We start from the raw sequence: 25649 nt of genomic DNA, 5'->3' as shown, positions 1-25649 counted from the left end.
AGCATGGCTGCTCCCGTCTCCGACCTGTTCGACCCCGACGTCTGGACCACCGCTCCGATCGCGGAGCAGTTCACCGACATCACGTACCACAAGCACGTCTCCAAGGGCATCGTCCGGGTCGCCTTCGACCGTCCCGAGGTCCGCAACGCCTTCCGCCCGCGCACCGTCGACGAGCTCTACCGCGCCCTCGACGACGCCCGGCAGGACCCCCGTGTCGGCGTCGTGCTGCTCACCGGCAACGGCCCGAGCCCGAAGGACGGCGGGTGGGCGTTCTGCTCCGGCGGCGACCAGCGCATCCGGGGGCGGAGCGGCTACCAGTACGTCGGTGACGAGGGCGCCCCGCCCGAGGGCGTCGACCCCGCGGCCGCCCAGGCATCGATGGGGCGGCTGCACATCCTCGAGGTCCAGCGGCTGATCCGGATGATGCCCAAGGTCGTCATCGCGGTCGTCCCCGGCTGGGCTGCGGGCGGTGGGCACTCGCTGCACGCGATCTGCGACCTCACCATCGCGAGCGCCGAGCACGGGAAGTTCAAGCAGACCGATGCCGACGTCGGCTCGTTCGACGGCGGCTACGGCAGCGCCTACTACGCCAAGCAGATCGGGCAGAAGTTCGCCCGCGAGGTCTTCTTCCTCGCGCAGGAGTACTCCGCCCAGCGCGCGTACGAGATGGGTGCGGTGAACGCCGTGGTGCCGCACGCCGACCTGGAGCGCGAGGCGATCCGCTGGGGCGAGATCGTGCTCGGCAAGTCCCCGACGGCGATCCGGATGCTCAAGTACGCGTTCAACGCCGTGGACGACGGCATGGTCGGCCAGCAGGTGTTCGCGGGCGAGGCGACGCGGCTCGCCTACGGCACCGACGAGGCGGTCGAGGGTCGCGACTCGTTCCTCGAGAAGCGCGCTCCCGAGTGGACCGCGTTCCCCTGGCACTACTGATGCCCCGTCCGCTGGTCGCGACCGGTACGTCGGACCCGACGGCCGTGCTGCGCGGCCTGGAGGCAGCACTCGCCGGCGGCCCCGCACTGCTCCCCGTCGCCGAGGGGGCACCGGCACTGCCGACGCCACCTCCGGCCGAGGTCCGGCAGGCGGTCGCCCTGGTGGTCGAGACGAGCGGGTCCACCGGCACCGGCAAGCGCGTGGCGCTCTCGTCCGAGGCGCTCCTCGCCGGTGCCGCCGCGGCGGACGCGGCACTCGGTGGGCCCGGGCGCTGGGTGCTCGCGCTGCCGACGCACTACATCGCCGGCATCAACGTCCTGACCCGCTCGATCACCGCGGGCACCGAACCCGTCGTCGTGCCACCCGGGCACTTCGCGGCCGCCGCGTTCACCGAGGCCGCAGAACGGCTCGTCACCGGTCCGGCCGCACCGCGTCGCTACACCTCACTGGTGCCGGTGCAGCTCGCCCGGGTCCTCGACGACCCGGACGCCACCCGTGCGCTCGCCCGGTTCGACGCGGTCCTGGTGGGCGGGCAGGCCACCCCGGCGCCGCTCCGGCAGCGTGCGCTCGACGCCGGGGTCCGGGTCGTGACGACGTACGGTGCGAGCGAGACGAGCGGCGGATGCGTCTACGACGGCGTCCCGTTCGGCACGGTGCGCACCGCGCTGGTCGACGGCGAGCTGCACCTGGCGGGGCCGATGCTCGCGGAGGGGTACCTGGACGACGATGCCCGCACGGCGTCGGCCTTCGTCGAGCGGGACGGGCTGCGCTGGTACCGGACCGGGGACACCGCGGCCCTGTCCGACGGCGTGGTCCGCGTGCTCGGACGCCTCGACGACGTGGTGATCTCCGGCGGCGAGAAGGTCCAGCTCGGTGCGGTCGAACGGCTCGTCCGCGGGCTGCCCGGGCAGGAGACCGCTGTCGTCGCCCGGCGCTCGGCGGGGGAGTGGGGCGAGGTCCCGGTCGTCGTCACCGAGCAGCCGCTCGACCTCGATGCCGTGCGTTCGCACGTCGGGGCCACCCTGGGCCGTGCCGCCCGTCCGGCGGACGTCGTCGTCCTGGACCGGATCCCGATGCTGTCGTCGGGCAAGCCCGACCGTCGGGCCGTGCAGGCGCTCGTCGACCCGGGCCGCTCGTAGGGACCGCGAGCGGCCGGGCGGCGCATCGGCAATATGATCGGTGCTCGTGGCACGAACGAAGAACTCGACGCAGAAGCAGGGCCGGTCCGGCAACCCGGCGAAGGCCGCTGCCCCCGCCCGCACCAAGCGGAAGGCGACCGCACGCGACTGGATCGGCGGCGCACGCCTGCGCACCCTGACCCTCGGTGTCGTCCCGGTCGTGCTCGGCACCGCCGTCGCGTTCGTCGACAGCGGGGAGCCCGGCGACTTCGGCGACTACCTGGCGAAGGACGGCCACCTCGCCGTCGCGCTGCTCGCCCTGGCCGTGGCGCTGTTCCTGCAGATCGGTGTGAACTACAGCAACGACTACTCCGACGGGGTCCGCGGCACCGACGAGTTCCGCGTCGGCCCGGCACGACTCACCGGAGCCGGTCTGGCCAAGCCCCGGACCGTGCTCACCGTCGCCCTGACGTTCTTCGGCCTGGCCGCGGTCGCCGGCCTGGTCATCGTGCTGCTCACCCAGCTGTGGTGGTTGCTGCTCGTGGGGGCAGCCGCCATCGTCGCCGCCTGGTTCTACACGGGTGGCAAGAAGCCGTACGGGTACAACGCCCTCGGCGAGGTCTTCGTCTTCGTCTTCTTCGGGCTGGTCGCTGTGCTCGGCACCCAGTTCGTGCAGATCCGCGAGGTCACGGTCAGCGGCTGGGCAGCCGCGGTGGCCGCCGGCTTCTTCGCCTGCGCGGTCCTGATGGTGAACAACATCCGCGACATCGACGAGGACCAGCTGGCGGGCAAGCGCACGCTCGCCGTGGTCGTCGGCCGTCCGGTGGCCCGCGTCCTGTACGGCCTGTTCCTGATGCTGCCGTACGTCGTGCTGCTCTGGTTCGTGCTGCTGTACTTCCGCACGGGCTTCACGTACTTCTCGCTGCTGCTGGCGCTGCCGGCACTGGCGATCGGGGTGTCGTCACGGAAGCCCCGCGAGCTCATCACGGCCCTGCAGCTGTCGTCGTTCGCCTCGCTCGCCTTCGGCGTGGTGCTCGGGATCACCCTGGCCGTCCAGCCGTAGCCGTTCCGGCTGCTCGACCGGACGGCCCCGCCCTCGCGCTCGGAGTCAGTCGGCGTCGGTGTCCCGGCGCGCCTCGTGCCGGTCCGCGTCGGACACCGGACGGACGGTCGGGGTGGCCGTGGCGTCGGAGTCGGCGGCGTCGACGAAGTCGTCCTCGAAGTCCGAGTCGGCGTCCCGCTCCGGGGTACCGCGGCGGTTCGCCAGGCTCAGGGCCACCTGCGTGCGCAGTCCGGACAGGGCGATGTACGAGATGAGCAGGCCCACCAGGGCGGCCACGATCGTCGCCCAGTACCACGGCATCGGCGTCAGGAGCAGGAGGAGCACGAGCGCCACCACGAAGATGCCGAGCCGAGCCAGGGTGTACAGGAGCCACGCTTTCACACGGTGAGTCTACGGAGCGCCGACCGGCAGGGGCATCACAGGGTCGCGACCTAGACTTCACCGCATGGTCCGCTTGTGGTTGATCGTCGCCGTGGCCGCCGTCGCCTTCACGGTGTACGCGGCCATCGACTGCGGCACGATGCCGCGTCAGCGCGTCCGTTCCCTGCGTCGCGGCGTGTGGCTGCTGCTCGTCATCATCCTGCCCGTCCTCGGTGGCGTGCTCTGGTTCCTGCTGGGCCGCACCCCGGCGGCCGACCCCGGTGCGTCGGCCCGCTACCGTGGACCCGAAGACGACCCGGACTTCCTCGGCACCACGCCGGAGCCGGGCACCACCCTCACGGACAAGGACCAGGACGACGCGACCCTCCGAGACCTCGAAGACCAGTTCCACGAGCGCGACGACGACGGCCGCACCGATCGCTGACGGGCCCGCCGGTTCGGGCAGCCCGGCGACGGACACCGCGCTCGCCCTCCTGCAGGAACTCGTGCGTGCCGGCGTCACCGACGTCGTGGTGAGCCCCGGTTCGCGTTCCCAGGCACTCGCCCTCGCGGCAGTCGCCCTCGAGCGCGCCGGCGGGTTGACCGTGCACGTGCGGTTGGACGAACGGACCGCCGGGTTCTTCGCACTCGGGCTCGCCGTCGAGACGCACCGACCCGCAGCGGTGGTGACGACGTCGGGCACCGCGGTGGCGAACCTGCACCCCGCCGTGCTCGAGGCGCACCACTCCGGCGTGCCGATGATCGTGCTGAGCGCCGACCGTCCCGACGAACTGCGCGGCATCGGCAGCAACCAGACCACCGTCCAGCCGGGGATCTTCGGCCAGGCCGTCGCCTTCGTCCGCGACGTCGAGGCCCCGTCGGCGCACGGCGTCGACGCCTCGGTCCGCGACACCCTGCGCACCCTCGCCCGACAGGCGGTCGCCGCCGCAGCCGGGCACACCGGGCAGCCCGGTCCCGCGCAGCTCAACGTCGCGTTCCGTGAGCCGTTGTCCGCCGGGCTCGCCCCGGAGCACGTCAGCCCCGTGCCGGACGACGAGGTCGACCTGGCGTTCGCCACCCGCCGGGCACACACCGGTCTCCCGGTCGCCGAACTCGCCCCGGACGACGAACCGGGCACCGTCGTCATCGCCGGGCACGACGCCGGCGAGGACGCCGAGCGGATCGCCTGGGAACTCGGGGCGCCGCTCCTCGCCGAGGTCTCGAGCGGCGCGCGCTTCGGCCGCAACCTGGTCGTGGCCTACCGCGAACTGCTGCGCGACCCGGACCACGGCGGAGCGGTCCGCCGGGCCGTCGTGCTCGGCCACCCGACCCTCAGCAGGGAGATCCCCGCGCTCCTGCAGCGCGACGGGGTCGAGACGATCGTGGTCCGCGGACCGGCGGCCGACCCCTTCGACCCGGCCCGCGCCTCCCGACCGGACGCCGCGACCACCTTCGTGTCCGACGTCCGCGTGGCGGGCCGGACCCGGCCGGAGCACCGCGCGTGGGTCGGCCGCTGGGTCGGCTCCAGCCGGCGGATCCTGGGGGACGGCGACGCCGGCCCGGACCTCGACGCCAAGCGCTCCGCCGACCGAGCCGAGCGGAACAAGTTCCTTCGTGACGAGGTCGCGCTCCGTCGCCGACCCGTCGACCGCGCCATGCTCGCCGAGGCCGTCTGGGGGGTGACCTGGCCGCACGACCGGCTGGTCCTCGGGGCATCGCAGCTCATCCGTGAAGCCGATGCCCGGGTGCTCGGCAAGAAGATCCGGGTGCACGCGAACCGCGGCCTCGCCGGCATCGACGGTACCGTCTCGACCGCACTCGGCATCGCCGCGGCGCTCGAACAGTCCTCGGCCTCGGTGGGCACCACTCGCGTGCTCCTCGGCGACCTGACGCTGCTGCACGACCTCGGAGCGTTCGTCACCGGCACCGAGGAACGTGTCCACCGGGTGCAGGTCGTCGTCGGCAACGACCACGGTGGCGCGATCTTCCGCGGGCTCGAGGTGGCGAAGACCACGCCGGAGGCAGACATGCGGCGGATGATGTCGACCCCGCAGCACGTCGACGTCGAGCGTGTCGTCACGGGCCTCGGGTGGGAGTACCGCCGGGCGGCGACGTGGGGTGACCTCGAGCGGGTGCTCACCGACCCCGCCGAGCGGGTCGTGATCGAGGTCCCGCTGGCGGACTGACCGGCGACCGGCGACTGCGCGCCCGCGCGGATCGCGCGCCTGCCTCAGGCCAGGGCGTCGGCGATGGGCCGGAACTTCAGGGCCGTCTCGGCGACCTCGCGCGCCGGCTCCGAACCGGCCACGATCCCGGCCCCCGCCCAGGCCCGCACGGTGCCGTCGTCGTCGATCCGCGCGCTGCGGAGCGCGAGCATCCACTCGCCGTCGCCCGTCGCGCTCATCCAGCCGACCGGCCCGGCGTAGCGGCCCCGGTCGACGCCCTCGAGCTCGGCGACGAGCCGCACGGCCACGTCCGTCGGGGTCCCGGCGACCGCGGCCGTCGGGTGCAGGGCGTCGGCGACGTCCAGCGACGTGGTGTCGGGCGGCAGCGTGGCCTGCACGTCGGTCGCCAGGTGCCACAGGTTCGGCAGCTGCAGCCGGAACGGTTCGGCGTCGGCGCGCAGGTCCGTCGCGAGCGGGGCGAGGGCCGCGAGCAGACTGTCGATCGCGAAGGTGTGCTCCTCGACGTCCTTGGCACTGCTGGCCAGGGCCTCGGCGGCGGCCCGGTCGGACACCTCGTCGGTGCCCCGGGCGGCGCTGCCGGCGAGCACCCGTGCGGTCAACCGTGTGCCGTCGGTGCGGGCGAGGGTCTCGGGGGTGGCGCCGACCAGTCCGTCCACCGCGAAGGTCACGCACTGCGGGTAGGCCGACGCGAGGTCGAGCAGGACCGCCCGTCGATCGGCTCCCGGCGGCAGCGTCCCGACGAGGTCGCGGGCGAGCACCACCTTGCGGGCACCCCCGGCCACGATGCGGCGGACCGCCTCGGTCACGTTGGCGGCGTAGGTGTCCTCGTCGATGTGCCCGGGACGCAGGGCCACGGACACGTGCGGCCCGACGTGGGGGACCGGGACCGAGGTCCGGGTGAAGGCCAGGGGCTCCGCGCCGCGCGTGGTGTCGATCGCGGTCAGCCAGGCCTTGCCGCGACGCCGACCGAGGACCACCCGGGGCACGATGAGCACGCTCTCGTCGGCGGAGTCGTCGGCGAAGGCGAACGACCCGAACGCGACGAGCCCCGAACCGCGCAGCTGCACCGGGTCGTCGACGACGGCGGTCTCGACGATGCTGCGCCAGAGGGCCGCGGCGTCCCGCATCCGATCGGGACCGGTGAACGTGAACCGGAGCGCCTCACCGATGCCGACGATGCCGTCGCCGTTCCGGACGAAGGCGAGGGGACGGTCGCGGAGCGTGTGGCGGAGGACGGCGCCCGGGTCGTCAAGGATCCGGGTCGAGACCGTCAGCGGGGGCGCCGCCGTGGTGGTTCGGGTCACGGCTCCGATGCTACGCGCCGATCCCGCACCGCCCGGGTGGCTGCGGGTCCGGTGAACGCTCGGTCGGGACCTCTAGGATTGATCGTGTGAGCAGAGCGGACCTGAACAAGCGCCCGGACGAGGTGGCGGCGATGTTCGACGACGTCGCGGCCAAGTACGACCTCACGAACGACATCCTGTCGGCGGGCAACGCCCCGCTGTGGCGTGTCGCGACGGTCCGCGCGGTCGACCCGCAGCCCGGCGAGAAGGTCCTCGACATCGCCGCGGGCACCGGGACCAGCGCAGCGGCCTTCGCCAAGAAGGGCGCCGAGGTCACCGCGCTCGACCTGTCCGCCGGCATGATCGCCGTCGGCCGCGAACGCCACCCCGAGATCACCTTCGTCGAGGGCAATGCCGAGCAGCTGCCCTTCGACGACGACACGTTCGACGCCGTCACGATCTCGTTCGGGCTGCGCAACGTGAACGACCCGAAGCAGGCGCTCGCCGAGATGCTGCGCGTCCTGAAGCCCGGTGGCCGCGTCGTCATCTGTGAGTTCTCGACGCCGCCCCGCGCCCTGCTGCGCCTCGGCTACGGCACCTACCTGAAGCGCGTGCTCCCGGGCATCGCGCGGCTCTCGAGCAGCAACCCGGCCGCCTACCGCTACCTCGCCGAGTCGATCGATGCGTGGCCCGACCAGCAGGTGCTCACCCAGTGGCTCCGCGGTGTCGGCTTCTCGGTGGTCGCCTACCGCAACCTGACGGCCGGTATCGTCGCACTGCACCGTGGCCGCAAGCCCGTCGCCGACACGGTGCGCGAGTCCGCGGCACGGCGTGCGAAGGCCCGCCGTGACCACCAGAACACCGGCGAGCAGCCGCGCGTCGACCCGGCCGCCGACTGACCGGTCACCACCCCCGAAGACGGAGCAGCACTTGAATCCGAGCGTCCCGGTCGCACGTCGCGCGCCGAGCCTGCGCGCATCGCTGGGCATCGGCGAGCGGTTGTTCGCCACGCCCGCCGACCGACGCTTCATCTCCGCGGTCGACGACGGGCTCGAACTCGTCGAGCAGGGGCTCGAGGACGCCATGCGCTCCACCGACACCCTGGCCGACACCACCAGCCGGTACCTGCTGTCCGCCGGTGGCAAGCGCATCCGTCCGACCCTGACGCTCCTCATCGCCCAGCTCGGTGACGGCGTGACCGACGCCGTGGTCAAGGCCGCGGTGAGCATCGAGACCACGCACCTGGCGTCGCTGTACCACGACGACGTCATGGACGAAGCGCCCGTGCGCCGCGGGGTCCCCGCCGCGCAGATCACCTACGGCAACAACGTGGCGATCCTCACCGGCGACCTGCTCTTCGCCCGCGCCAGCCTGATCACCGCCGACCTCGGCACCGAGGGCATCCGGATGCAGGCCGAGACCTTCCAACGTCTCTGCATGGGGCAGCTGCACGAGACCACGGGGCCGCAGCCGGACGACGACCCGCTCGAGCACTACATCCAGGTACTCAGCGACAAGACCGGTTCGCTCATCGCCACCGCGGCACGCGCCGGAGTGATGTTCTCCGGTGCCGACCGTGCCTACCTCGACGCCGTCGGTACCTTCGGCGAGAAGGTCGGCGTGGCCTTCCAGCTCGTCGACGACGTCATCGACCTCGCCCCCGCGACGGACAAGACCGGCAAGATCGCCGGCAACGACCTGCGCGCCGGCGTCGACACCCTGCCGGTCCTGCAGCTGCGCCGGATGGCCGCGACCGACCCGTCCGCGCAGCACCTGGTCGAGCGCATCGAGCGCGACGTCAACGGTGCGCCGGACGACGTGGTCGACTCCGCGCCGTACCAGTCGGCCGTCGCCGCGCTCCGCGAGCACGAGGCCACCGCGGCGACCCGAGCCGTCGCCGTCGCCTGGGCCCGCGAAGCCGTCGCCGCCCTCGCCCCGCTCCCCGACGGCACCGTGAAACGGGCACTCACCCGCTTCGCGGACTCCGTCGTCGACCGAAGCCGTTGAACACCCCTCCCGACGGCGCACGCACTGCGGCCCGGTCGGGAGGCCCCCGGGAACCCCCACCCGAACGAACTGGAGACGATCAGTGCCCACCCTCCGACTCGCCATCGTCGGCGCCGGCCCGGCCGGCATCTACGCCGCGGACATCCTGCTGCGCGAGGCCCACGGCTACGACGTGTCGATCGACCTGTTCGAGCAGCTCCCCGCGCCCTACGGTCTGGTCCGGTACGGCGTCGCCCCCGACCACCCGCGCATCAAGGGCATCATCAACGCCCTGCGTGACGTCCTCGACCGCGGGGTCGTCCGGCTGTTCGGCAACGTCCGCTACGGCGAGGACATCACCCTCGAGGACCTCAAGAAGCACTACAACGCGGTGGTGTTCTCGACCGGCGCGATCAAGGACGCCGACCTCGACATCCCCGGTGTCGACCTCGACGGCTCGTACGGCGCCGCCGAGTTCGTGAGCTGGTTCGACGGCCACCCCGACGTCCCGCGCACCTGGCCGCTGAACGCCGAGAGCGTCGCGGTCATCGGCGTCGGCAACGTCGCCCTCGACGTCTCCCGCATCCTGGCGAAGCACGCCGACGACCTGCTGCCGACCGAGATCCCCGCGAACGTCTACGAGGGCCTCAAGGCATCGCCGGTCACGGACGTGCACGTCTTCGGCCGCCGCGGCCCGGCACAGGTGAAGTTCACGCCGCTCGAGCTCCGCGAGCTCGGCGAGGTCCGTGACGTCGACATGGTGGTCTACGACGAGGACTTCGACCACGACGAGGCGTCGAAGACCGCGATCGCGACGAACAAGCAGGTCATGGTGATCAACCGTGTCCTCGAGCAGTGGCGTACGCGCGAGGTCGGCCAGGCCAGCCGCCGGCTCCACCTGCACTTCTACGCGAAGCCGATCGAGTTCGTCGGCGACGAGCAGGGCAAGCTGACCGCCATCCGCTACGAGCGCACCCGTCCGAACGGCGAGGGCGGCGTGGAGGGCACCGGCGAGATCCGCGAGATCCCGATCCAGGCCGCCTACCGCGCGGTCGGGTACTTCGGTTCCCCGCTGCCCGGTGTGCCGTTCGACGAGCGCCACGGTGTCATCCCGAACCACGAGGGCCAGGTCCTCGACGACGACAACCAGCAGATCCCCGGGGTGTACGCCACCGGCTGGATCAAGCGCGGTCCGGTCGGGCTCATCGGGCACACGAAGTCCGACGCGATGGAGACCGTGCAGCACATCGTCAACGACCAGGCGAGCTGGTGGACCCCTGAGGACCCCTCCGACGAGGCGATCCCGGCCCTGCTCCGCGAGCGCGGTGTCGAGTACACCGACCTCGAGGGCTGGCACCACCTCGACACCCACGAGCAGGCGCTCGGTGCGGTCGACGGGCGCGAGCGCATCAAGGTGGTGCCGCGCGACGAGATGATCGAGGTCTCGCTCGGACGCGTCGACACCCCGACGAGCTGACGACCATGACCGACACGCGCCCCGTCCCGTTCACAGCGGTGCGGGGCGCGTCCACGTCAGGGATGCGGCTGCAGGGCGTCGACGTGGCCCGTGCGGTCGCGCTGCTGGGCATGATGGCCGCACACATCGGTGGCATCGCGGAGCAGCTCGACTGGACCGACCCGGCCACCTGGACCGCCGTCGCCCACGGGCGCCCGTCCACGCTGTTCGCGGTCCTCGCCGGCGTCTCGATCGGTCTGACGAGCGGCCGCACCGACCCGCCCGGCCCGCCCATCATCGGCCGCATCCGTGCCCGGCTCGCGATCCGCGCCGTGGTGGTCGTCGTCATCGGGTTCGCCCTGATGGCGCTCGACACCCCCGTGTACGTGATCCTGCCGACCTACGGGGTGCTGTTCCTGCTCGTGGTCCCGGTGCTCCGCGTCCGCCCGGCGGCGCTGCTCGGCATCGCCGCGCTCTGCGCGGTGCTGTCGCCGCTCGCCGCGCTGACGATCGCGCCGGCCTACGCGGACGCCGGCATGATCGGCGTCCAGCTCGGCCTGGTCTACCCCGTGGTCACCTTCCTGGCGTACGTCCTGGTGGGGCTCGCGGTCGCCCGGGCCGACCTGGAGGAACGGGGCCGGCAGGTCGCGCTCCTGGTGGCAGGCGCACTGGTCGCCGCCACCGCGTACGTCGCCGGTTCGGTGCTCGCCCCGCTGCCGGACGACGCGGCCCTGGCGTTCCCCGGGGTCCCGTACGCGGGCGAGGACTCGACCCCCGGTCAGGCCCTCGCGCAGCTGTTCCTGTCCCCGCGCGACCACTCGTCGTCGGTCGTCGACGTGGTGGGGACGGCCGGGGTGGCGGTCGCGGTGATCGCCCTCTGCCTGCTCGTGTTCGACGGCCGCGGGCGCGTCGCCGAGCGGATCGCGTTCCCCCTGGCGGCCGTGGGGTCGATGCCGCTGACGGTGTACTCGGGGCACCTCGTGGTCATCGCGATGCTGCCGACGTACCCCGAGTCGGCCGAGGCCTGGGGCTGGTTCGCCCTCGGCTCGGTGGTCTTCGCGATGCTGTGGCGGCGGTTCCTCGGCCGCGGCCCGCTCGAGCGGGTGGTCGGGGCCGTGGCGTCCCTCGTCCCGATGCGCTGAGCGCACCTGGCGGACCCGCACCGGCCGCGGAACGCTCACCGCACGGTGCAGGGTTCTCCGTTCGCCGCGGGCTTGCTCGCCGGGTGCCCCGCTGTCGCGACGCACGGTGCGGCCGAGGTCGCACCGGGTGGAGGACGACGCACCGTGCGCGGCGGAGGCGACCCGCGCCTCCCGTCCGCACCGTGCGTGGTTGGTTGTGCGACGCGTGGCGCACGGCATCCTGAACCGGCTCGGAACGCCCCGCACGGTGCAGGGTTGTCCGTTCGCCGCGGGCTTGCTCGCCGGGTGCCCCGCTGTCGCGACGCACGGTGCGGCCAAGGTCGCACCGGGTGGAGGACGACGCACGGTGCGACGGCGCGACGGTGCACGCTGCGACGGGCCTCCAGACGGCTACTGCAGCGCCGCCGTAAGCCGCGCGACGTTGTCGAGCACCTTGGAACGTCGCGGACGGTCGACCCACGCGTCGAGCGTGAGCTCGAAGCTGTGCTCCTTGTAGGAGTCCTGCACCTCGCGCAGGGCATCGACGAAGCGGTGACCGCGCACCATCACGGAGACCTCGAGGTTCAGGCTGAACGAGCGCATGTCCATGTTGCTCGACCCGATCACCGACACCTCGTCGTCGATGGTGAAGTGCTTGGCGTGCAGGATCGTCGGCGCGCGGTACAGCCAGATCCGCACGCCGGCCCGCAGGAGTTCCTCGTAGTAGGAGCGCTGCGCGTGCCAGGTCATCGCGTGGTCGCCCATCTCGCCGACGAACAGCTCGACGTCGACCCCGCGCTGGGCGGTCGTGGTGATGGCGTAGAGCATCGAGTCGTCCGGTACGAAGTACGGCGACGTGATCGAGACCTTCTGCTGCGCCGAGTAGAGCAGCGCGTTGAACAGGCGCAGGTTGTTCTCGCCGTCGAAGCCCGGGCCGGACGGCACCACCTGGCAGTCGAGCGCATCGCCGCGGTCGGCCCGCTGGACGGGGTCGCTCTCACGCAGCAGCAGCTCGTCGGTCTCGCTGTACCAGTCGGTGACGAACAGGGCGTTGAGCCCGGCGACGACCGGTCCCTCGAACCGGGCGAACAGGTCCTTGTAGACCATGCCCTTCTCGATGTGGGACTTGATGTCGTACGACGCGTCGATCAGGTTCTGCGAGCCGGTGAACGCGACCGAGCCGTCGATCACCATGATCTTCCGGTGGTTGCGGAGGTCGGGGCGCTGGAACTTGCCCTGCAGTGGCAGGAGGGGCAGCATCAGGTGCCACTCGATGCCCGCCTGGTCCATGAACGCCAGGGTGTCCTTGTAGCCCGGGTACCCGCGGCTGGCCCAGTGGTCGAGCAGGAACCGCACGGTCACCCCACGGGCCTGCGCCCGCGCGAGCGCCTCGAAGAACGGGCGCGTGGTGTCGTCGAGCGTCGCGATGTAGAACTCGACGTGCACGAACCGGCGGGACTGGTCGATCGCGCGGGTCATCTCGGCGATGGACTCCTCGGAGTCGGGGTAGAGCTCCGCGGAGTTGCCGCCGACCAACGGCATCGCGCCGAGTTGGCGGTTCAGCCGCGTGACGCTCTCGAGCCACGCGGGCCACGGGTGGTCGCGCCGGACCCGCTCGATGCCCTCGGTCTGCTCGAGGATGTACGCGTTGATCTCGGTCTGCTTCTCGCGACGGGCGCGGGGGAGCTTCGTCGACCCGATGACCAGGAAGACGATGAAGCCGATGTAGGGGATGAGGAAGATCGCGAGCAGCCACGCCGTCGCGGTCTGCGGCTTCCGGTTGATCGGGACGTAGATGATCGAGAAGACGCGGATCGCCAGGTCCAGCAGGACGAGCAGGACGGTGATGACGACGCTGAGCCAGTGCTCCACGGGGTGTCGGGTGTCGTTCGCAGGGGCCGCGGGTCAGCGGAAGTTGATGAACTGCAACGGGACGTCGAACTCTTCACCCTTGAGGAGCTGGATCGTGTTCTGCAGGTCGTCACGGCTCTTCGACGAGACGCGGAGCTCGTCACCCTGGATCTGGCTCTTCACCGTCTTCGGGGCGTTGGCCCGCAGGAACGCGCCGATCTTCTTCGCCACGTCCTGCTCGATGCCGTTCTTGAACTTCACCTCGATGCGGTACTCCTTGCCCGAGGGGTACGGGTCGCCGGCGTCGAGGCTCTTCAGGCTGATGTTCCGCTTGATCGCCTTGCTCTGCAGCACGTCGAGGACCGCCTTGGCGCGCTCTTCCGAGTTCGCCTTGATCAGGACGTCCTCGCCGCTGAACGCGACCGAGGCGTCGGCGCCCTTGAAGTCGTACCGCTGCTCGATCTCCTTGGCCGCCTGGTTGAGGGCGTTCTCCGCCTCCATCTTGTCGACCTTGCTGACCACGTCGAAGGAACTGTCTGCCATGCCGACAGCCTAACGGCGGACGGGAGGCCGGGTTCGGCCCCCGTGCGCGGGCCCTGGTGGGTGCGTGGTCGCGTCCAGGGCCGATGGTCACGACCACCGTCAGCCATCCGCTATGCTTTTGTGCGCGCCTTCGGTTGGTGATCACACCGGCTGGGTGCGCATGGCAAGTTACCCAAGCGGCCAAAGGGATCTGACTGTAAATCAGCCGGCGTAGCCTTCGGGGGTTCGAATCCCTCACTTGCCACCATCTGATCGGCCCCGTCCACTGCGGACGGGGCCGATGGTGTTTCCGGGAGGATGGGTGCATGGCATCCGACCTCACCCCGTCCCAGTTCGCCGACCTCGCCGAGTCGATCGCCCGTGACGCAGCGGCGCTGGCCGCACGCCGCCGCGCCGAGGGGGTCGAGGTCGCGGACCGGAAGTCGAGCATCGTCGACGTGGTCACGGCCGCCGACCGTGAGGTCGAGGCGCTCATCCGCGCCCGCATCGCCGAGGCCCGACCGGACGACGCCTTCCACGGCGAGGAGTCCGGGTCGGCTTCCGGTGCCTCGGGCATCACCTGGGTCGTGGACCCGATCGACGGCACGGTCAACTACCTGTACGGCAGCGCCGAGTACGGCGTGAGCATCGGCGTCGTCCGCGGCGCACCCGACCCGATGACCTGGGAACCGATCGCGGGCGTCGTCGTGGCGCCGGCGACGGGTACCGTCTTCCGCGCGGCCGTCGGCCAGGGTGCGACCCGTGACGGGGAGCCGTTGTCCGTCGCCACGCCCGGTTCGCTCGCCGAGACGCTCGTCGCCACCGGGTTCGGGTACACGGCCGACCGTCGCCGCGAGCAGGTCGCGGTGCTCGCCGGGCTCATCGGCGAGGTGCGGGACATCCGCCGTGGGGGAGCGGCGTCGCTCGACTGCTGCGCCGTCGGTGCGGGCGTGGTGGACGCGTACTACGAGCGCGGGATCAACCCGTGGGACATGGCGGGCGGGGCCCTCGTCGCGCAGGAGGCCGGCGCGACGATCCGCATCTGGGAGGCCGGGGGGACCCGCTCCTTCCTGTTCGCGAGCTCCGCCGTCGCCGACGAACTCGAGGCCCTGGTGCGTGGGCTCGAGGCCGGTGCGCTCGGAGCCGTGCGGGCCTGAGGACGCGCCGGTCCCCAGGTCTGGGGGCGCCGGGAGGACATCACCACGACTGGCGACCTGCGACCTCGCCTGCTAGCGTGCTCAGGTCCCGTTATCTGCTCGTTACCAACGAGTGAGCCCTTCTCTGATCAGGATCGCCACCGCACGCATGCCCCGTACTCCTCTGTCGTCCGCTCCCACCGACGGTTCCGTCGACGCCGCCACCCCGGTCGTCCACCAGACCCGACGCGCTCGGATCGAGGCGGAACGAGCAGCGGCGAAGGGCTCGAGCGTGGTGCAGGAGGCGCAGGGCTCGGCGGGGCCGAGCTTCGACGACGTGATCGGTGCGGTCACGCCGGGAACCCCCGCGGCCCCCGTGTCACCGATCGACCTCGCACCGGCGTCGCCCGCGCGCCCGGCGTCCCGCATCGTGACGCCGCCGGCCCCCACCTCGCCCGTCGTGCACGCGCAGCCGGCCGCTCCCGCCGCCTCGGTGTCGCAGCCGCGTCGGGTCGCTGGGCAGGTCCCCGCGTCGCGTCGTCGCACCAGCCGTCCGGCCACGAAGACCCCGGTCGACCGCGCGACCCGTCACATCCGTTCCAGCACCCCCGTCAGCGCACCGGCCCCGAAGCGTGGTGCGTCGTTCCGCCGGTCGGCCTCCCGTGTGACCGCGGTCGGTGCCCTGCTCTTCGCGGCCGGCCTGGTCGTCTCGACCTCGCTGCCGGCCCAGGCGCTCTGGGTGCCCGAGTCCGGCTCGACCGCGGCCCGTGCCAGCTCGGGTGCCACCCAGTCGATGCAGGTCGGTGCCGCTGCTGACGGGTCGACCGCTCGCGACCAGTTCACGGTCTCGGACGCCACGCAGTACGCGAACGTCGACTCCTCCAGCTTCACGAACGACCCGACCGGCACGATCCAGTGGCCGTTCCTGACCGGTGTCCCGATCACCTCGGGCTTCGGCGGACGCCAGGTCGCCGGGTGCTCGTTCTGCTCGACGAACCACATGGGCGTCGACTTCGCCCCGGGCGGGGGCACCCCGATCGGCGTCATCGCCGCCGGCACCGTCATCAAGGTGCAGGCGAACGACGGCGGCTTCGGCAACGACGTCTGGGTCGAGCACGACGTCGACGGCAAGCAGTTCGTCAGCGTCTACGGCCACATGGAGGACAACTCCTTCAAGGTGGTCACCGGCCAGCACGTCGAGGTCGGCGACATCCTCGGTCTCGTCGGCAGCACGGGCAACTCCACGGGCCCGCACCTGCACCTCGAGGTGCACGTCGACGGGGTCCCGGTGGACCCGCTGGCGTGGCTCAAGACCAACGCGAACTAGGGGCCCGCGACGCGGCACGCCCGGGCGTCTCGTCCGGTTCCGGAGCAGCGTCGGAGGTCTGCTATCCTCGTGTGGTGCCGCTCGCGGTACATCGCCCCGATAGCTCAGTGGTAGAGCACCTCCATGGTAAGGAGGGGGTCGTCAGTTCAATCCTGACTCGGGGCTCCGACCCGGTGCGCGTGCCGCTCCGGATCTCTGGCGGGGTAGCTCAGTTGGTTAGAGCACACGACTCATAATCGTGGGGTCGCGGGTTCAAGTCCCGCCCTCGCTACACGCAAGGCCCTCTCGTCCAGGATCCCCTGGGTCAGGGGGCCTTCTCTGTTGCCGGCCCCACTTCGATTGCCGGGGCCCACCCGTCGCGCGTTCAGTCCGCCGCCGGCACGTCGGCCGTGACGTTCTCCTGCGGGGCGAACTGGGTGCGGTGCAGCTCCTCGTACCGGCCATCCGCGGCCAGCAGTTCGTCGTGCGTGCCCCGCTCCACGATCGAGCCGTCCTCGACGACGAGGATCACGTCCGCGCTGCGGATCGTCGAGAGCCGGTGCGCGATCACCATCGCCGTCCGTCCCTCGAGCGCCTCGCCGAGCGCTGCCTGCACCGCTGCCTCGGACGTCGAGTCGAGCGCCGCCGTCGCCTCGTCGAGGATGACGACGCGCGGCTGGGCGAGCAGGAGCCGGGCGATCGTCATGCGCTGGCGCTCGCCCCCGGAGAGCCGGTAGCCGCGTTCACCCACCATGGTGTCCAGCTGGTCGGGGAGGGACCGGATGAGCGGCTCGAGCCGTGCGCGGCGGACCGCGTCCCACACCTCGTCGTCGGACGCCTCGGGCCGGGCAAACCGCAGGTTGGAGCGGATGGTCTCGTGGAACAGGTGGCCGTCCTGCGTCACCATGCCGAGGGTGTGCCGCATCGAGGCGAAGGTGACGTCGCGGACGTCCGTCCCGGCCAGGCGCACGGCGCCGCTGTCGACGTCGTACAGGCGCGAGAGCAGCTGCGCGACCGTGGACTTGCCGGCCCCGGACGAGCCGACCAGGGCCACGGTCTGCCCCGGTTCGATCCGGAACGACAGGCCGTGCAGCACCTCCTCGCCGCCGCGGGTGTCGAGCGTCGCGACCTCCTCGAGCGAGGCGAGCGACACCTTGTCGGCGGACGGGTACGCGAACCGGACGTCGTCGAACTCGACGGAGACCGGGCCGTCGGGGATGGTGACCGCGTCGGGCTGCTCCTGGATGAGTGGTTCGAGGTCGAGCACCTCGAAGACGCGCTCGAAGCTGACCACGGCGCTCATGATCTCGACCCGGGCGTTCGCCAGGCTCGTCAGCGGGGCGTACAGCCGAGTGAGCAGGAGCGCCAGGGTGACGACCTCGCCGGTGTCCAGCCGGCCGGCGAGCGCGAGGAAGCCGCCGAGCCCGTAGACCAGCGCGAGGGCGAGCGCGGAGACGAGCATGAGCGCGGTGAAGAAGACGAACTGCAGCATCGCGGTCCGGACCCCGATGTCGCGGACCCGGGCAGCGCGGACACGGAACTCCTCGGCTTCCTCGTCGGGTCGGCCGAACAGCTTGACGAGGGTGGCGCCGGGAGCCGAGAAGCGCTCGGTCATCTGGGTGCTCATCGCGGAGTTGTGGTCGGCGGCCTCACGACGCAGGGCGGCGAGGCGGCTCCCCATACGGCGCGCGGGGACCAGGAACACCGGGAGCATGACGACGGCGAGCACCGTCACGAGCCACGAGGTGCTGAGCATGACGATCAGGGTGAGGACCAGCGCCACGAGGTTCGTGACCACGCCGGACAGCGTGCCGCTGAAGGCCTGCTGGGCGCCGATCACGTCGTTGTTGAGGCGGCTCACGAGCGCACCGGTCCGGGTGCGGGTGAAGAACGCGATGGGCATCTTCTGCACGTGGTCGAAGACGGCGGTCCGGAGGTCCAGGATCACGCCCTCGCCGATCCGCGCCGAGTACCACCGCGTCGTCAGCGACACGGCGGCGTCGGCCACGGCCACCAGGGCGATGACCACGGCCAGCCGGACGATCGTCGCGACCTCACCGCGGGCGACGATGACGTCGACCACCTGCCCGGCGAGGACCGGCGTCGCGACCGCGAGGAAGGCGCCGACGACGGACAGGCCGATGAAGACCAGCAGCTTCGCCCGGTACGGCACCGCGAACGTCAGGATCCGCCGGACGGACGCGCGGGAGAACCCGTGCTTGCCGCCCTGCGCGGACGACATCTTGTACAGCGAGCTCCAGGCTGCGCTCTCCATGCTCATGGCGGTTCCTTTCCGGGGCCCCGGGCCCAACCTAGATGGCTGGCCGGGTCCCCGGTGACCGCTCCCGTGGCGGTGCGCCGCGCGGCCACCCGCCGGAGGCCGTCCGGCCGCCTACTGCGTGCGGTGGGAGCCGGTGTCCGTCCGCGTCGCGAGCACCCCGGCCGCACGGAACGCGTCCTCGACCGCGGCGGTGACCTGCTGCCAGGCGGCCCGTCGCCGGTTCGCTCCGATGCTGCCGCCCGACACGGCCGTGCCGTGCCCGGCCCGGCGCAGGGTGATCGTGGTGGTGGCACCGTCCACGACGGTCGACAGCTCGTACCGGCGGTACTCCCGGGCCGGCTGGACGAGCGCGCCGAGCAGGATCGTGAGCGTCCGGCTGCCCGCCGTCGCGGTCATCGTGCCACCCGTCGACTCGACGTGGTGGCCCGTGCGGCGCAGCGCGGCGGCCGCGACCTCCATGGCGGTGCACCGGTCTCCCGTGTGCACGGCGAACTCCGTCGTGGTGTCCATCGGCCCTCCCCGTCCCGAACGAACCCGTGCCGCACGGCACGCCCCGATTCCCCCGAATCGGTCTCAGACAGTCTAGCTGAAGCGTTCTCATCGATCACCGGCCCCCGGACGGGCCTCGGTAGACTGCCGTGGTGTCAGTGAACCCCGAGCTCGTCGGCAGGACGTTCCCGCCGGCCCAGCCCTACCTGGTCGGCCGCGAGAAGGTGCGCGAGTTCTCGCGTGCGGTCTTCGCGACCAACCCCGTCCACCACGATCCGGACGCCGCACGTGCCGCCGGGTACGCCGACGTGGTCGCACCCCCGACGTTCGCCGTGGTCGTGCAGGAGGCCACGCTCGCGCAGCTCCTGAACGAGCCCGACGCCGGCATCGACTTCTCCCGCGTCGTCCACGGCGAGCAGTCCTTCACCTACGACCGGCCGATCGTCGCCGGTGACGAGCTCACCGCGACCCTGACGGTCACCAGCGTGAAGACCCTCGGCGGCAACGCGATGGTCACCGCCCAGAGCACCATGAACGACGCCGAGGGGGAGCACGTCGTCACGGCGACCTCCACCCTCGTGGTCCGAGGAGACGACGCATGACCGCCGCACCCGCCACCGCGCTCGAGGTCGGCACCGTCGTCGCCGAGCGCGACGTGCACATCACGCGCGACTCGCTCGTCCGGTACGCCGGCGCCTCGGGCGACTTCAACCCGATCCACTACCGCGACGACGTCGCCGCCTCGGTCGGCCTGCCCGGTGTGCTCGCCCACGGCATGCTCACGATGGGCATCGCCGTGCAGCCGGTCGCCGAGTGGCTCGGTGACAGCGGCTGGGTCGCGGGCTACGGCGTCCGCTTCACGCGCCCCGTCGTCGTCGACCCGGAGCAGGGTGCCACCGTCGGCATCGTCGCGAAGGTCGGCACCGTCGACGAGGACGGCCGGCCGAAGCGCATCGACCTCACCGTGACCGCCGCCGGGCAGACCGTGCTCGGCAAGGCGCAGGTCACGGTGGTGTTCCGCTGACCGTGTCCGAGCCGGTGCTGGCCGACCTGACGACGCTCCGCGTCGGCGGGGCCGCCACCCGGCTGCTCACGGCCGAGACGACCGACGAGCTCGTCGCCCACGCGCTCGACGCCTTCGACGACCACGAGTGGCTCGTCCTCGGCGGCGGCAGCAACCTGCTGGTCGCCGACCAGGGCTTCGACGGCACCGTCGTGCTGGTCCGGACGACGGGCGTCGACGCCGACCGCGACGCCGACGGCGTCACCGTCCGCGTCGCCGCGGGGGAACCGTGGGACCCGTTCGTCGCCACGACCGTCGCGAACGGCTGGACCGGCCTGGAGGCCCTCAGCGGCATCCCGGGCACCGTCGGTGCGTCCCCGGTGCAGAACATCGGCGCCTACGGGGTCGAACTCGCCGACGTGCTCACCCGCGTCGAGTTCCTCGATGCGGCCACGGGGGAGCGCGCGTGGCTCCCGGCAGCCGAGCTGGCGCTCGGCTACCGCACGTCGACCCTCAAGCACGGTCGGCGCGGTGTCGTGCTGACGGTCGAGTTCCGACTCGGGCTCGCGGGGGAGCACGGCGTGCCCGTGCGGTACGCGCAGCTCGCCGGTTCGCTCGGGGTCGAGCTCGGTGCGCTCGTGCCGCCCACGACCGTCCGCGACGAGGTCCTGCGGCTGCGCGGCTCGAAGGGCATGGTGCTCGACGGGGACGACCACGACACCTGGAGCGCCGGGTCGTTCTTCACGAACCCGATCGTCTCGCCGGCGTTCGCCGAGACCCTGCCGACGGATGCGCCTCGCTGGCCCGCGGGCGACGACGTCAAGCTCAGTGCCGCGTGGCTCATCGAGCACGCCGGCGTGCACCGCGGGTACGCGGTGCCGGGCTCCCGTGCGGCGATCTCGTCGAAGCACACCCTCGCGCTCACGAACCGCGGCGGGGCGACGGCGGCGCAGGTGGCCGAGCTCGCACGGTTCGTGCAGGTGACCGTGCTGAACCGCTTCGGTGTCTCGCTCGTCCCGGAACCCGTCGTGGTGGGGGACCTGCTCGGCTGATCGTCCGCGCGACGGGACGGACGAGCACGACGCACCACGGGCCTTTCGGAAAAGCAGAACGGACCACCTCGACGAGGTGGCCCGTTCTGCGTTCCGCGGGGTCTGGTGTGCGCGGGCTCTACGCGAAGAACTCCGCCAGTCGAGCGACGCCCTCGGCGATGTCGTCGTCGCCCAGCGCGTACGACAGGCGCAGGTAGCCGGAGGGGCCGAAGGCCTCACCCGGCACGACCGCGACCTCGGCGTGCTCGAGGATCAGGTCGGCCAGCTCGAGCGTGGTCGTCGGGGTGGTGCCGGCCCACTCGCGACCGAGCAGGGCGGTGACGTCCGGGTAGACGTAGAAGGCGCCCTGCGGGGTCGGCGTACGGAAGCCCGGGATCGCGTTGAGGCCGTCCACGATGGCCTTCCGTCGGCGGTCGAAGGCCTCGCGCATGGCGGCGACGGGCTCCTGCGGACCGGTCAGGGCGGCGATCGCGGCGCGCTGCGACACGTTCGAGACGTTCGACGACAGGTGCGACTGCAGGTTCGACGCGGCCTTGACGGCGTCGGTCGGGCCGATGAACCACCCGACGCGCCAGCCGGTCATCGCGTAGGTCTTCGCGACGCCGTTCACCAGGATCGTGGTGTCGGCGAGGGCGGGGACCTCGGCCAGGATGCCGGCGAAGCGGACGCCGTCGTACACCAGGTCCTGGTAGATCTCGTCGCTGATCACCCAGATGCCGTGCTCGAGCGCCCACTCGCCGATGGCCCGGGTCTGCTCGGCGGAGTACACGGCGCCCGTGGGGTTCGACGGCGAGCAGAACAGCAGCGCCTTGGTCGCCGGGGTGCGGGCGGCCTCGAGCTGCTCGACCGTCACCAGGTAGTCCTGGTCGCTGCCGGCGAAGACCTCGACGGGCTCGCCGCCGGCCAACCGGATGGCCTCGGGGTAGGTGGTCCAGTACGGCGCGGGCAGCAGGACCTCGTCACCGGCGTCGACGATGGTCTGGAACGCCTGGTAGACCGCCTGCTTGCCACCGTTCGTGACGATGACCTGCGACGGCTCGACGGTGACGCCGGACACCCGGGCGGTCTTGTCGGCGATGGCCTGCTTGAGTTCGGGCAGGCCGGTCGCGGGCGTGTAGCGGTGGTTCTTCGGGTCCTGCGCGGCAGCGACGGCCGCGTCGACCACGTGCTGCGGGGTCGCGAAGTCCGGCTCACCGGCGGCGAACGAGATCACCGGACGGCCGGCGGCCTTGAGTGCCTTGGCCTTCGCGTCGACCTTGAGCGTCGCGGACTCGGCGATGGCCGCGATGCGGGACGCGATGCGCGGACGATCGACCGGCGCGGTGGCGGGGGTGTCGACGGACACGTGGGCGGTGGACTCGGGGCCTGGGGCTGCGGTGCTCACGGGGCCCAGCCTACCGGCGCGGCACGCCGTGGAAGGGGCCAAGTGGACACCGTGTGACGGACTCCCGTAGACTCGTCCACCGGAACGCGGATCGGTGACGAACCGTGTCCGAAGGGCGGTGGCTCAATTGGTAGAGCAGCGGTCTCCAAAACCGCAGGTTGCAGGTTCGAGTCCTGTCCGCCCTGCAACTCTGGAAGGGTAGAAGTTGGCGAGCAAAGACATGGAGACGACGGCGGACGACGTCGTCGCCAAGGCGAAGCAGGACCGGGCCGAGCGCCGCGGGCCCATCGCTGCCATCGTGCTCTTCATCCGCCAGGTGATCGGCGAACTGCGCAAGGTCGTGACGCCGACCCGCAAGGAACTCTTCAGCTACACGGGCGTCGTGCTCGTGTTCGTCGTCGTCATGATGATCCTGGTGTCGATCCTCGACTTCGTGTTCGGTCTCGGCGTCGGGTACGTCTTCGGCAACGGGCCCACGGCCTGACCCCGACGTCGACTGCCGTGTGCGGTCGTTTTCGAGGAGTACGGTCGCCCGAGACGGCGTCGATCGTGACGGCGTCGCTCGTGACCATGAACGAACGCCACCCCGACCCGAACCACCGAACGGAAAGAATCGACTGTGTCTGACAACTCCCGCGATGACATCGACCTCGCGACGGCTGCCGAGCAGTCCTCCGAGGTCGAGGAGAACCAGGAAGGCGACGTCGAGACCGGCGAAGGACGCTCCGTTGAGTCCGCTGAAGAGCGTGCGATCTCGATCGAGGGCGACGACGACGAGTCCCTCGGCCTCAGCTCCGAGCCCGACGACGGCACCGTCGACGCCGGCCTCGACGAAGCACTGACGGCCCTGCAGGAAGCCCGTGACCCCGAGGCCGACGCCGTCGTGGACGACGCCCTCGAGATCGACTCCACCGACGAGGCCGAGGCCGCCGTCGAGGCCGTCGAGGACGAGGAAGAAGTCGAGCTCGAGTCCGAGACCGCCGCCGAGGCGAACGAGACGCTCGCAGCGGACGAGGCACTCGACGCCGAGGACGAGGACGACGAGCCCGCCGAGGTCGACCCGTACGAGGCCTTCAAGGCCGAGCTGCGGATGAAGCCGGGCAAGTGGTACGTCATCCACTCCTACGCGGGCTTCGAGCGCCGCGTGAAGTCGAACATCGAGAACCGCATGGTCTCGATGTCGATGGAGGACTACATCTACCAGGTCGAGGTCCCGATGGAGGATGTCGTCGAGATCAAGAACGGGCAGCGCAAGCTGGTCACCCGCGTCCGGATCCCCTCGTACGTGCTCGTCCGCATGGACCTCAACGAGGACTCGTGGTCCGTCGTCCGGCACACCCCGGGCGTCACCGGCTTCGTCGGCAACGCGCACAACCCGACGCCGCTTCGTTTCGACGAGGCGTTCGGCATGCTCAAGTCCCTCGTGCAGGTCGCCGAGGCCGCCCCGACCAAGGGTGGCGCGAAGGGCAGCGGCCTGCAGGCACAGCCCGCAGCCGAGGTCGACTTCGAGATCGGCGAGACGATCACCATCAAGGAAGGCTCGTTCGCGGGCCTGCCGGGTTCGATCTCGGAGATCAAGCCGGAGAGCGGCAAGCTCACCGTCCTCGTCTCGCTGTTCGAGCGCGAGACCCCGGTCGAGCTCAGCTTCGACCAGGTCACCAAGCTCTAGCGACCACCCAGCTGTAGCGATCACCGAGATCGACTACACTGAACGGGTTTGGGCCCGCGCGCCTCGTGCGAGCGGGCCTTCACCGCTGTCCGGAACGGCCGGACCAGCGGGAGAGTGCACGGATCCCCGTGTGTTCGATTCCAGGAGGAAGACAAGTCATGGCACCGAAGAAGAAGGTCACGGGCCTGATCAAGCTGCAGATCAACGCGGGAGCCGCCAACCCGGCCCCCCCGATCGGTCCGGCGCTCGGTCAGCACGGCGTCAACATCATGGAGTTCTGCAAGGCGTACAACGCGGCGACCGAGTCGCAGCGTGGCAACGTCGTGCCGGTCGAGATCACCGTCTACGAGGACCGTTCGTTCACGTTCGTCCTGAAGACCCCGCCGGCCGCTGAGCTCATCAAGAAGGCTGCTGGTGTGCAGAAGGGGTCCTCGACCCCGCACACGGTCAAGGTCGCGAAGATCTCGATGGACCAGGTCCGTCAGATCGCCGAGACCAAGCAGGCCGACCTGAACGCCAACGACATCGAGCAGGCCGCGAAGATCATCGCCGGCACCGCACGCTCGATGGGCATCACGGTCGAGGCCTAAGCACCGATCGGGCTCCGGCCCACCACCAGACACCTTTCCGTGGGAGAGCCTCGCCGGCTCGCCAACCACGTATCTCGCAAGGAGACCACCATGGCGAAGAAGTCCAAGGCCTACCAGGCCGCGGCCGCGAAGATCGAGGCCGACAAGTTCTACACCCCGACCGAGGCCGTCGCCCTGGCCAAGGAGACCGGTTCCTCGAAGACCGACTCCACGGTCGAGGTCGCGCTGAAGCTCGGCGTGGACCCCCGCAAGGCCGACCAGATGGTCCGCGGCACGGTCATCCTGCCGCACGGCACGGGCAAGACCGCCCGCGTCATCGTCTTCGCGACGGGTGCGGCTGCTGAGGCCGCCATCGCCGCCGGTGCCGACGAGGTCGGTGGCGACGAGCTCATCGCGAAGGTCGCCGAGGGGTACACCTCGTTCGACTCCGCCGTCTCGACCCCGGAGCTCATGGGCAAGGTCGGTCGTCTCGGTAAGGTGCTCGGCCCGCGTGGCCTCATGCCGAACCCGAAGACCGGCACCGTGACCCCGAACGTGGCGCAGGCCGTCAACGACATCAAGGGCGGCAAGATCGAGTTCCGCGTCGACAAGCACGCCAACGTGCACTTCGTCGTCGGCAAGGCCTCGTTCACGCCGGAGCAGCTCGACGAGAACATCTCGACCGCGCTCGAGGAGATCAACCGCCTCAAGCCGTCGTCCTCGAAGGGCCGTTACGTCATGAAGGGCGCCGTCTCGACGACCTTCGGCCCCGGCATCCCGCTGGACGTCAACAGCATCTGAGTCCGATGACTCGTGGAAGGGCCCGCACCGGCAACGGTGCGGGCCCTTCCTGCATGTCGGGGTCGTGTCCCGCTAGCGTG

Annotated in this window: 25 protein-coding genes and 4 tRNA genes; 22 read left to right on the top strand and 7 right to left on the bottom strand. The window is 71.3% G+C overall.

Features of this window, described 5'->3' with window-relative positions; translation table 11 throughout:
* Positions 1–3 precede the first annotated feature (3 nt).
* The 3 genes from DEJ03_RS02730 to DEJ03_RS02720 are packed head-to-tail and all read left to right on the top strand — an operon-like array spanning position 4 to position 3114.
* Positions 4–933 carry a 1,4-dihydroxy-2-naphthoyl-CoA synthase gene (locus DEJ03_RS02730; protein ID WP_071406303.1) on the top strand — a complete coding sequence of 310 codons (930 nt, stop codon included), beginning with the start codon at positions 4–6 and terminating at the stop codon, positions 931–933.
* A complete protein-coding gene (locus DEJ03_RS02725; RefSeq protein ID WP_110863408.1) occupies positions 933–2072 on the top strand; it encodes an AMP-binding protein in 1140 nt (379 codons plus the stop codon). The genes DEJ03_RS02730 and DEJ03_RS02725 overlap by 1 nt, the downstream gene beginning before the upstream one ends.
* 40 nt (positions 2073–2112) lie before the next feature.
* Positions 2113–3114: a 1,4-dihydroxy-2-naphthoate polyprenyltransferase gene (locus DEJ03_RS02720; protein ID WP_110863407.1), complete on the top strand. Its 1002-nt coding sequence runs from the start codon at positions 2113–2115 to the stop codon at positions 3112–3114.
* A gap of 45 nt (positions 3115–3159) precedes the next feature.
* Here the strand turns inward: DEJ03_RS02720 and DEJ03_RS02715 are convergent, their stop codons facing one another.
* Positions 3160–3495 carry a DUF4229 domain-containing protein gene (locus tag DEJ03_RS02715; RefSeq protein ID WP_071406306.1) on the bottom strand — a complete coding sequence of 112 codons (336 nt, stop codon included), beginning with the start codon at positions 3493–3495 and terminating at the stop codon, positions 3160–3162.
* A gap of 64 nt (positions 3496–3559) precedes the next feature.
* On the opposite strand from DEJ03_RS02715, the gene DEJ03_RS02710 reads away from it, so the two are divergent.
* Entirely contained in the window at positions 3560–3919 is a 360-nt protein-coding gene (locus tag DEJ03_RS02710) for a PLDc N-terminal domain-containing protein (RefSeq protein ID WP_071406307.1), read from the top strand.
* A complete protein-coding gene (gene menD, locus DEJ03_RS02705) occupies positions 3912–5660 on the top strand; it encodes a 2-succinyl-5-enolpyruvyl-6-hydroxy-3-cyclohexene-1-carboxylic-acid synthase (protein WP_110863488.1) in 1749 nt (582 codons plus the stop codon). Before DEJ03_RS02710 ends, menD begins: the two co-directional genes overlap by 8 nt.
* A 44-nt stretch (positions 5661–5704) precedes the next feature.
* On the opposite strand, the gene DEJ03_RS02700 is transcribed toward menD, so the two are convergent.
* Positions 5705–6964 (bottom strand): isochorismate synthase MenF, encoded by a 1260-nt coding sequence (locus DEJ03_RS02700; RefSeq protein ID WP_110863406.1) that lies wholly within the window; start codon positions 6962–6964, stop codon positions 5705–5707.
* A gap of 86 nt (positions 6965–7050) precedes the next feature.
* Between DEJ03_RS02700 and DEJ03_RS02695 the strand changes: the two genes are divergently transcribed.
* From DEJ03_RS02695 to DEJ03_RS02680, 4 genes are all read left to right on the top strand, one after another.
* Positions 7051–7842: a demethylmenaquinone methyltransferase gene (locus DEJ03_RS02695; RefSeq protein WP_071406309.1), complete on the top strand. Its 792-nt coding sequence runs from the start codon at positions 7051–7053 to the stop codon at positions 7840–7842.
* Positions 7843–7873: 31 nt separating this feature from the next.
* The gene (locus tag DEJ03_RS02690) at positions 7874–8950 is read left to right on the top strand and encodes a polyprenyl synthetase family protein (protein ID WP_027466355.1); all 1077 of its coding nucleotides are present in this window, start codon (positions 7874–7876) and stop codon (positions 8948–8950) included.
* A gap of 82 nt (positions 8951–9032) precedes the next feature.
* A complete protein-coding gene (locus DEJ03_RS02685) occupies positions 9033–10406 on the top strand; it encodes an FAD-dependent oxidoreductase (protein WP_110863405.1) in 1374 nt (457 codons plus the stop codon).
* 5 nt (positions 10407–10411) lie between these two features.
* Positions 10412–11527, top strand: a complete 1116-nt coding sequence (locus tag DEJ03_RS02680) for a heparan-alpha-glucosaminide N-acetyltransferase domain-containing protein (protein WP_110863404.1) — start codon at positions 10412–10414, stop codon at positions 11525–11527.
* 390 nt (positions 11528–11917) lie between these two features.
* On the opposite strand, the gene cls is transcribed toward DEJ03_RS02680, so the two are convergent.
* Positions 11918–13378 carry a cardiolipin synthase gene (cls, locus tag DEJ03_RS02675; RefSeq protein WP_110863403.1) on the bottom strand — a complete coding sequence of 487 codons (1461 nt, stop codon included), beginning with the start codon at positions 13376–13378 and terminating at the stop codon, positions 11918–11920.
* Positions 13379–13411: 33 nt separating this feature from the next.
* Positions 13412–13900, bottom strand: a complete 489-nt coding sequence (locus tag DEJ03_RS02670) for a YajQ family cyclic di-GMP-binding protein (RefSeq protein ID WP_017888627.1) — start codon at positions 13898–13900, stop codon at positions 13412–13414.
* 162 nt (positions 13901–14062) lie between these two features.
* On the opposite strand from DEJ03_RS02670, the gene DEJ03_RS02665 reads away from it, so the two are divergent.
* From DEJ03_RS02665 to DEJ03_RS02645, 5 genes are all read left to right on the top strand, one after another.
* Positions 14063–14147: transfer RNA gene (locus tag DEJ03_RS02665), tRNA-Tyr, on the top strand.
* A 58-nt stretch (positions 14148–14205) separates the two neighbouring features.
* Positions 14206–15036: an inositol monophosphatase family protein gene (locus DEJ03_RS02660; RefSeq protein ID WP_110863402.1), complete on the top strand. Its 831-nt coding sequence runs from the start codon at positions 14206–14208 to the stop codon at positions 15034–15036.
* Between the two features lie 148 nt (positions 15037–15184).
* Complete coding sequence (locus tag DEJ03_RS02655; protein WP_110863401.1) at positions 15185–16342, top strand: M23 family metallopeptidase; 1158 nt, start codon at positions 15185–15187, stop codon at positions 16340–16342.
* A gap of 93 nt (positions 16343–16435) precedes the next feature.
* Positions 16436–16507, top strand: a tRNA-Thr gene (locus DEJ03_RS02650).
* 32 nt (positions 16508–16539) lie between these two features.
* Positions 16540–16613, top strand: a tRNA-Met gene (locus DEJ03_RS02645).
* Positions 16614–16706: 93 nt separating this feature from the next.
* Here DEJ03_RS02645 and DEJ03_RS02640 read toward each other — a convergent pair.
* Positions 16707–18602 carry an ABC transporter ATP-binding protein gene (locus DEJ03_RS02640; protein WP_110863400.1) on the bottom strand — a complete coding sequence of 632 codons (1896 nt, stop codon included), beginning with the start codon at positions 18600–18602 and terminating at the stop codon, positions 16707–16709.
* Between the two features lie 111 nt (positions 18603–18713).
* Positions 18714–19112 (bottom strand): hypothetical protein, encoded by a 399-nt coding sequence (locus DEJ03_RS02635; RefSeq protein WP_071406316.1) that lies wholly within the window; start codon positions 19110–19112, stop codon positions 18714–18716.
* 131 nt (positions 19113–19243) lie between these two features.
* Here DEJ03_RS02635 and DEJ03_RS02630 point away from each other — a divergent pair, with 131 nt between their 5' ends.
* From DEJ03_RS02630 to DEJ03_RS02620, 3 genes are read left to right on the top strand one after another with little or no spacing between them, the layout of a single operon-like run.
* Positions 19244–19693, top strand: coding sequence for a MaoC family dehydratase N-terminal domain-containing protein (locus DEJ03_RS02630; RefSeq protein ID WP_082047026.1), 450 nt, complete (start codon positions 19244–19246; stop codon positions 19691–19693).
* Complete coding sequence (locus DEJ03_RS02625; protein WP_027466539.1) at positions 19690–20115, top strand: MaoC/PaaZ C-terminal domain-containing protein; 426 nt, start codon at positions 19690–19692, stop codon at positions 20113–20115. Before DEJ03_RS02630 ends, DEJ03_RS02625 begins: the two co-directional genes overlap by 4 nt.
* A gap of 2 nt (positions 20116–20117) precedes the next feature.
* Positions 20118–21146, top strand: a complete 1029-nt coding sequence (locus DEJ03_RS02620) for a UDP-N-acetylmuramate dehydrogenase (protein WP_110863399.1) — start codon at positions 20118–20120, stop codon at positions 21144–21146.
* A gap of 118 nt (positions 21147–21264) precedes the next feature.
* Here the strand turns inward: DEJ03_RS02620 and DEJ03_RS02615 are convergent, their stop codons facing one another.
* On the bottom strand, positions 21265–22491 hold the full coding sequence (locus tag DEJ03_RS02615; RefSeq protein WP_110863398.1) for a pyridoxal phosphate-dependent aminotransferase: 1227 nt from the start codon (positions 22489–22491) through the stop codon (positions 21265–21267).
* A gap of 151 nt (positions 22492–22642) precedes the next feature.
* Here DEJ03_RS02615 and DEJ03_RS02610 point away from each other — a divergent pair.
* The 5 genes from DEJ03_RS02610 to rplA all read left to right on the top strand — a co-directional run bounded on the left by DEJ03_RS02610 (position 22643) and on the right by rplA (position 25569).
* Positions 22643–22715: transfer RNA gene (locus DEJ03_RS02610), tRNA-Trp, on the top strand.
* Between the two features lie 35 nt (positions 22716–22750).
* Positions 22751–23014 carry a preprotein translocase subunit SecE gene (secE, locus tag DEJ03_RS02605; RefSeq protein WP_371830607.1) on the top strand — a complete coding sequence of 88 codons (264 nt, stop codon included), beginning with the start codon at positions 22751–22753 and terminating at the stop codon, positions 23012–23014.
* Between the two features lie 135 nt (positions 23015–23149).
* Positions 23150–24199, top strand: coding sequence for a transcription termination/antitermination protein NusG (nusG, locus tag DEJ03_RS02600; protein ID WP_071406319.1), 1050 nt, complete (start codon positions 23150–23152; stop codon positions 24197–24199).
* A gap of 158 nt (positions 24200–24357) precedes the next feature.
* Positions 24358–24789, top strand: coding sequence for a 50S ribosomal protein L11 (rplK, locus tag DEJ03_RS02595; protein WP_017888638.1), 432 nt, complete (start codon positions 24358–24360; stop codon positions 24787–24789).
* Between the two features lie 90 nt (positions 24790–24879).
* The gene (gene rplA / locus DEJ03_RS02590; RefSeq protein WP_017888639.1) at positions 24880–25569 is read left to right on the top strand and encodes a 50S ribosomal protein L1; all 690 of its coding nucleotides are present in this window, start codon (positions 24880–24882) and stop codon (positions 25567–25569) included.
* The last annotated feature ends 80 nt before the right edge of the window (positions 25570–25649 follow it).

It is taken from the genome of Curtobacterium sp. MCLR17_043, assembly GCF_003224215.1.
Taxonomy (GTDB): domain Bacteria; phylum Actinomycetota; class Actinomycetes; order Actinomycetales; family Microbacteriaceae; genus Curtobacterium; species Curtobacterium flaccumfaciens.
This window is presented reverse-complemented; position numbering and strand designations above follow the sequence as displayed.

Coding starts and splice junctions, on each gene's coding strand:
- rplA (WP_017888639.1), top strand. CDS start 24,880: ATGGCGAAGAAGTCCAAGGCCTACCAGGCCGCGGCCGCGAAGATCGAG.
- DEJ03_RS02660 (WP_110863402.1), top strand. CDS start 14,206: ATGGCATCCGACCTCACCCCGTCCCAGTTCGCCGACCTCGCCGAGTCG.
- DEJ03_RS02670 (WP_017888627.1), bottom strand. CDS start 13,900: ATGGCAGACAGTTCCTTCGACGTGGTCAGCAAGGTCGACAAGATGGAG.
- DEJ03_RS02730 (WP_071406303.1), top strand. CDS start 4: ATGGCTGCTCCCGTCTCCGACCTGTTCGACCCCGACGTCTGGACCACC.
- DEJ03_RS02640 (WP_110863400.1), bottom strand. CDS start 18,602: ATGAGCATGGAGAGCGCAGCCTGGAGCTCGCTGTACAAGATGTCGTCC.
- rplK (WP_017888638.1), top strand. CDS start 24,358: ATGGCACCGAAGAAGAAGGTCACGGGCCTGATCAAGCTGCAGATCAAC.
- DEJ03_RS02635 (WP_071406316.1), bottom strand. CDS start 19,112: ATGGACACCACGACGGAGTTCGCCGTGCACACGGGAGACCGGTGCACC.
- secE (WP_371830607.1), top strand. CDS start 22,751: ATGGAGACGACGGCGGACGACGTCGTCGCCAAGGCGAAGCAGGACCGG.
- DEJ03_RS02725 (WP_110863408.1), top strand. CDS start 933: ATGCCCCGTCCGCTGGTCGCGACCGGTACGTCGGACCCGACGGCCGTG.
- DEJ03_RS02625 (WP_027466539.1), top strand. CDS start 19,690: ATGACCGCCGCACCCGCCACCGCGCTCGAGGTCGGCACCGTCGTCGCC.
- DEJ03_RS02710 (WP_071406307.1), top strand. CDS start 3,560: ATGGTCCGCTTGTGGTTGATCGTCGCCGTGGCCGCCGTCGCCTTCACG.
- DEJ03_RS02680 (WP_110863404.1), top strand. CDS start 10,412: ATGACCGACACGCGCCCCGTCCCGTTCACAGCGGTGCGGGGCGCGTCC.
- DEJ03_RS02655 (WP_110863401.1), top strand. CDS start 15,185: ATGCCCCGTACTCCTCTGTCGTCCGCTCCCACCGACGGTTCCGTCGAC.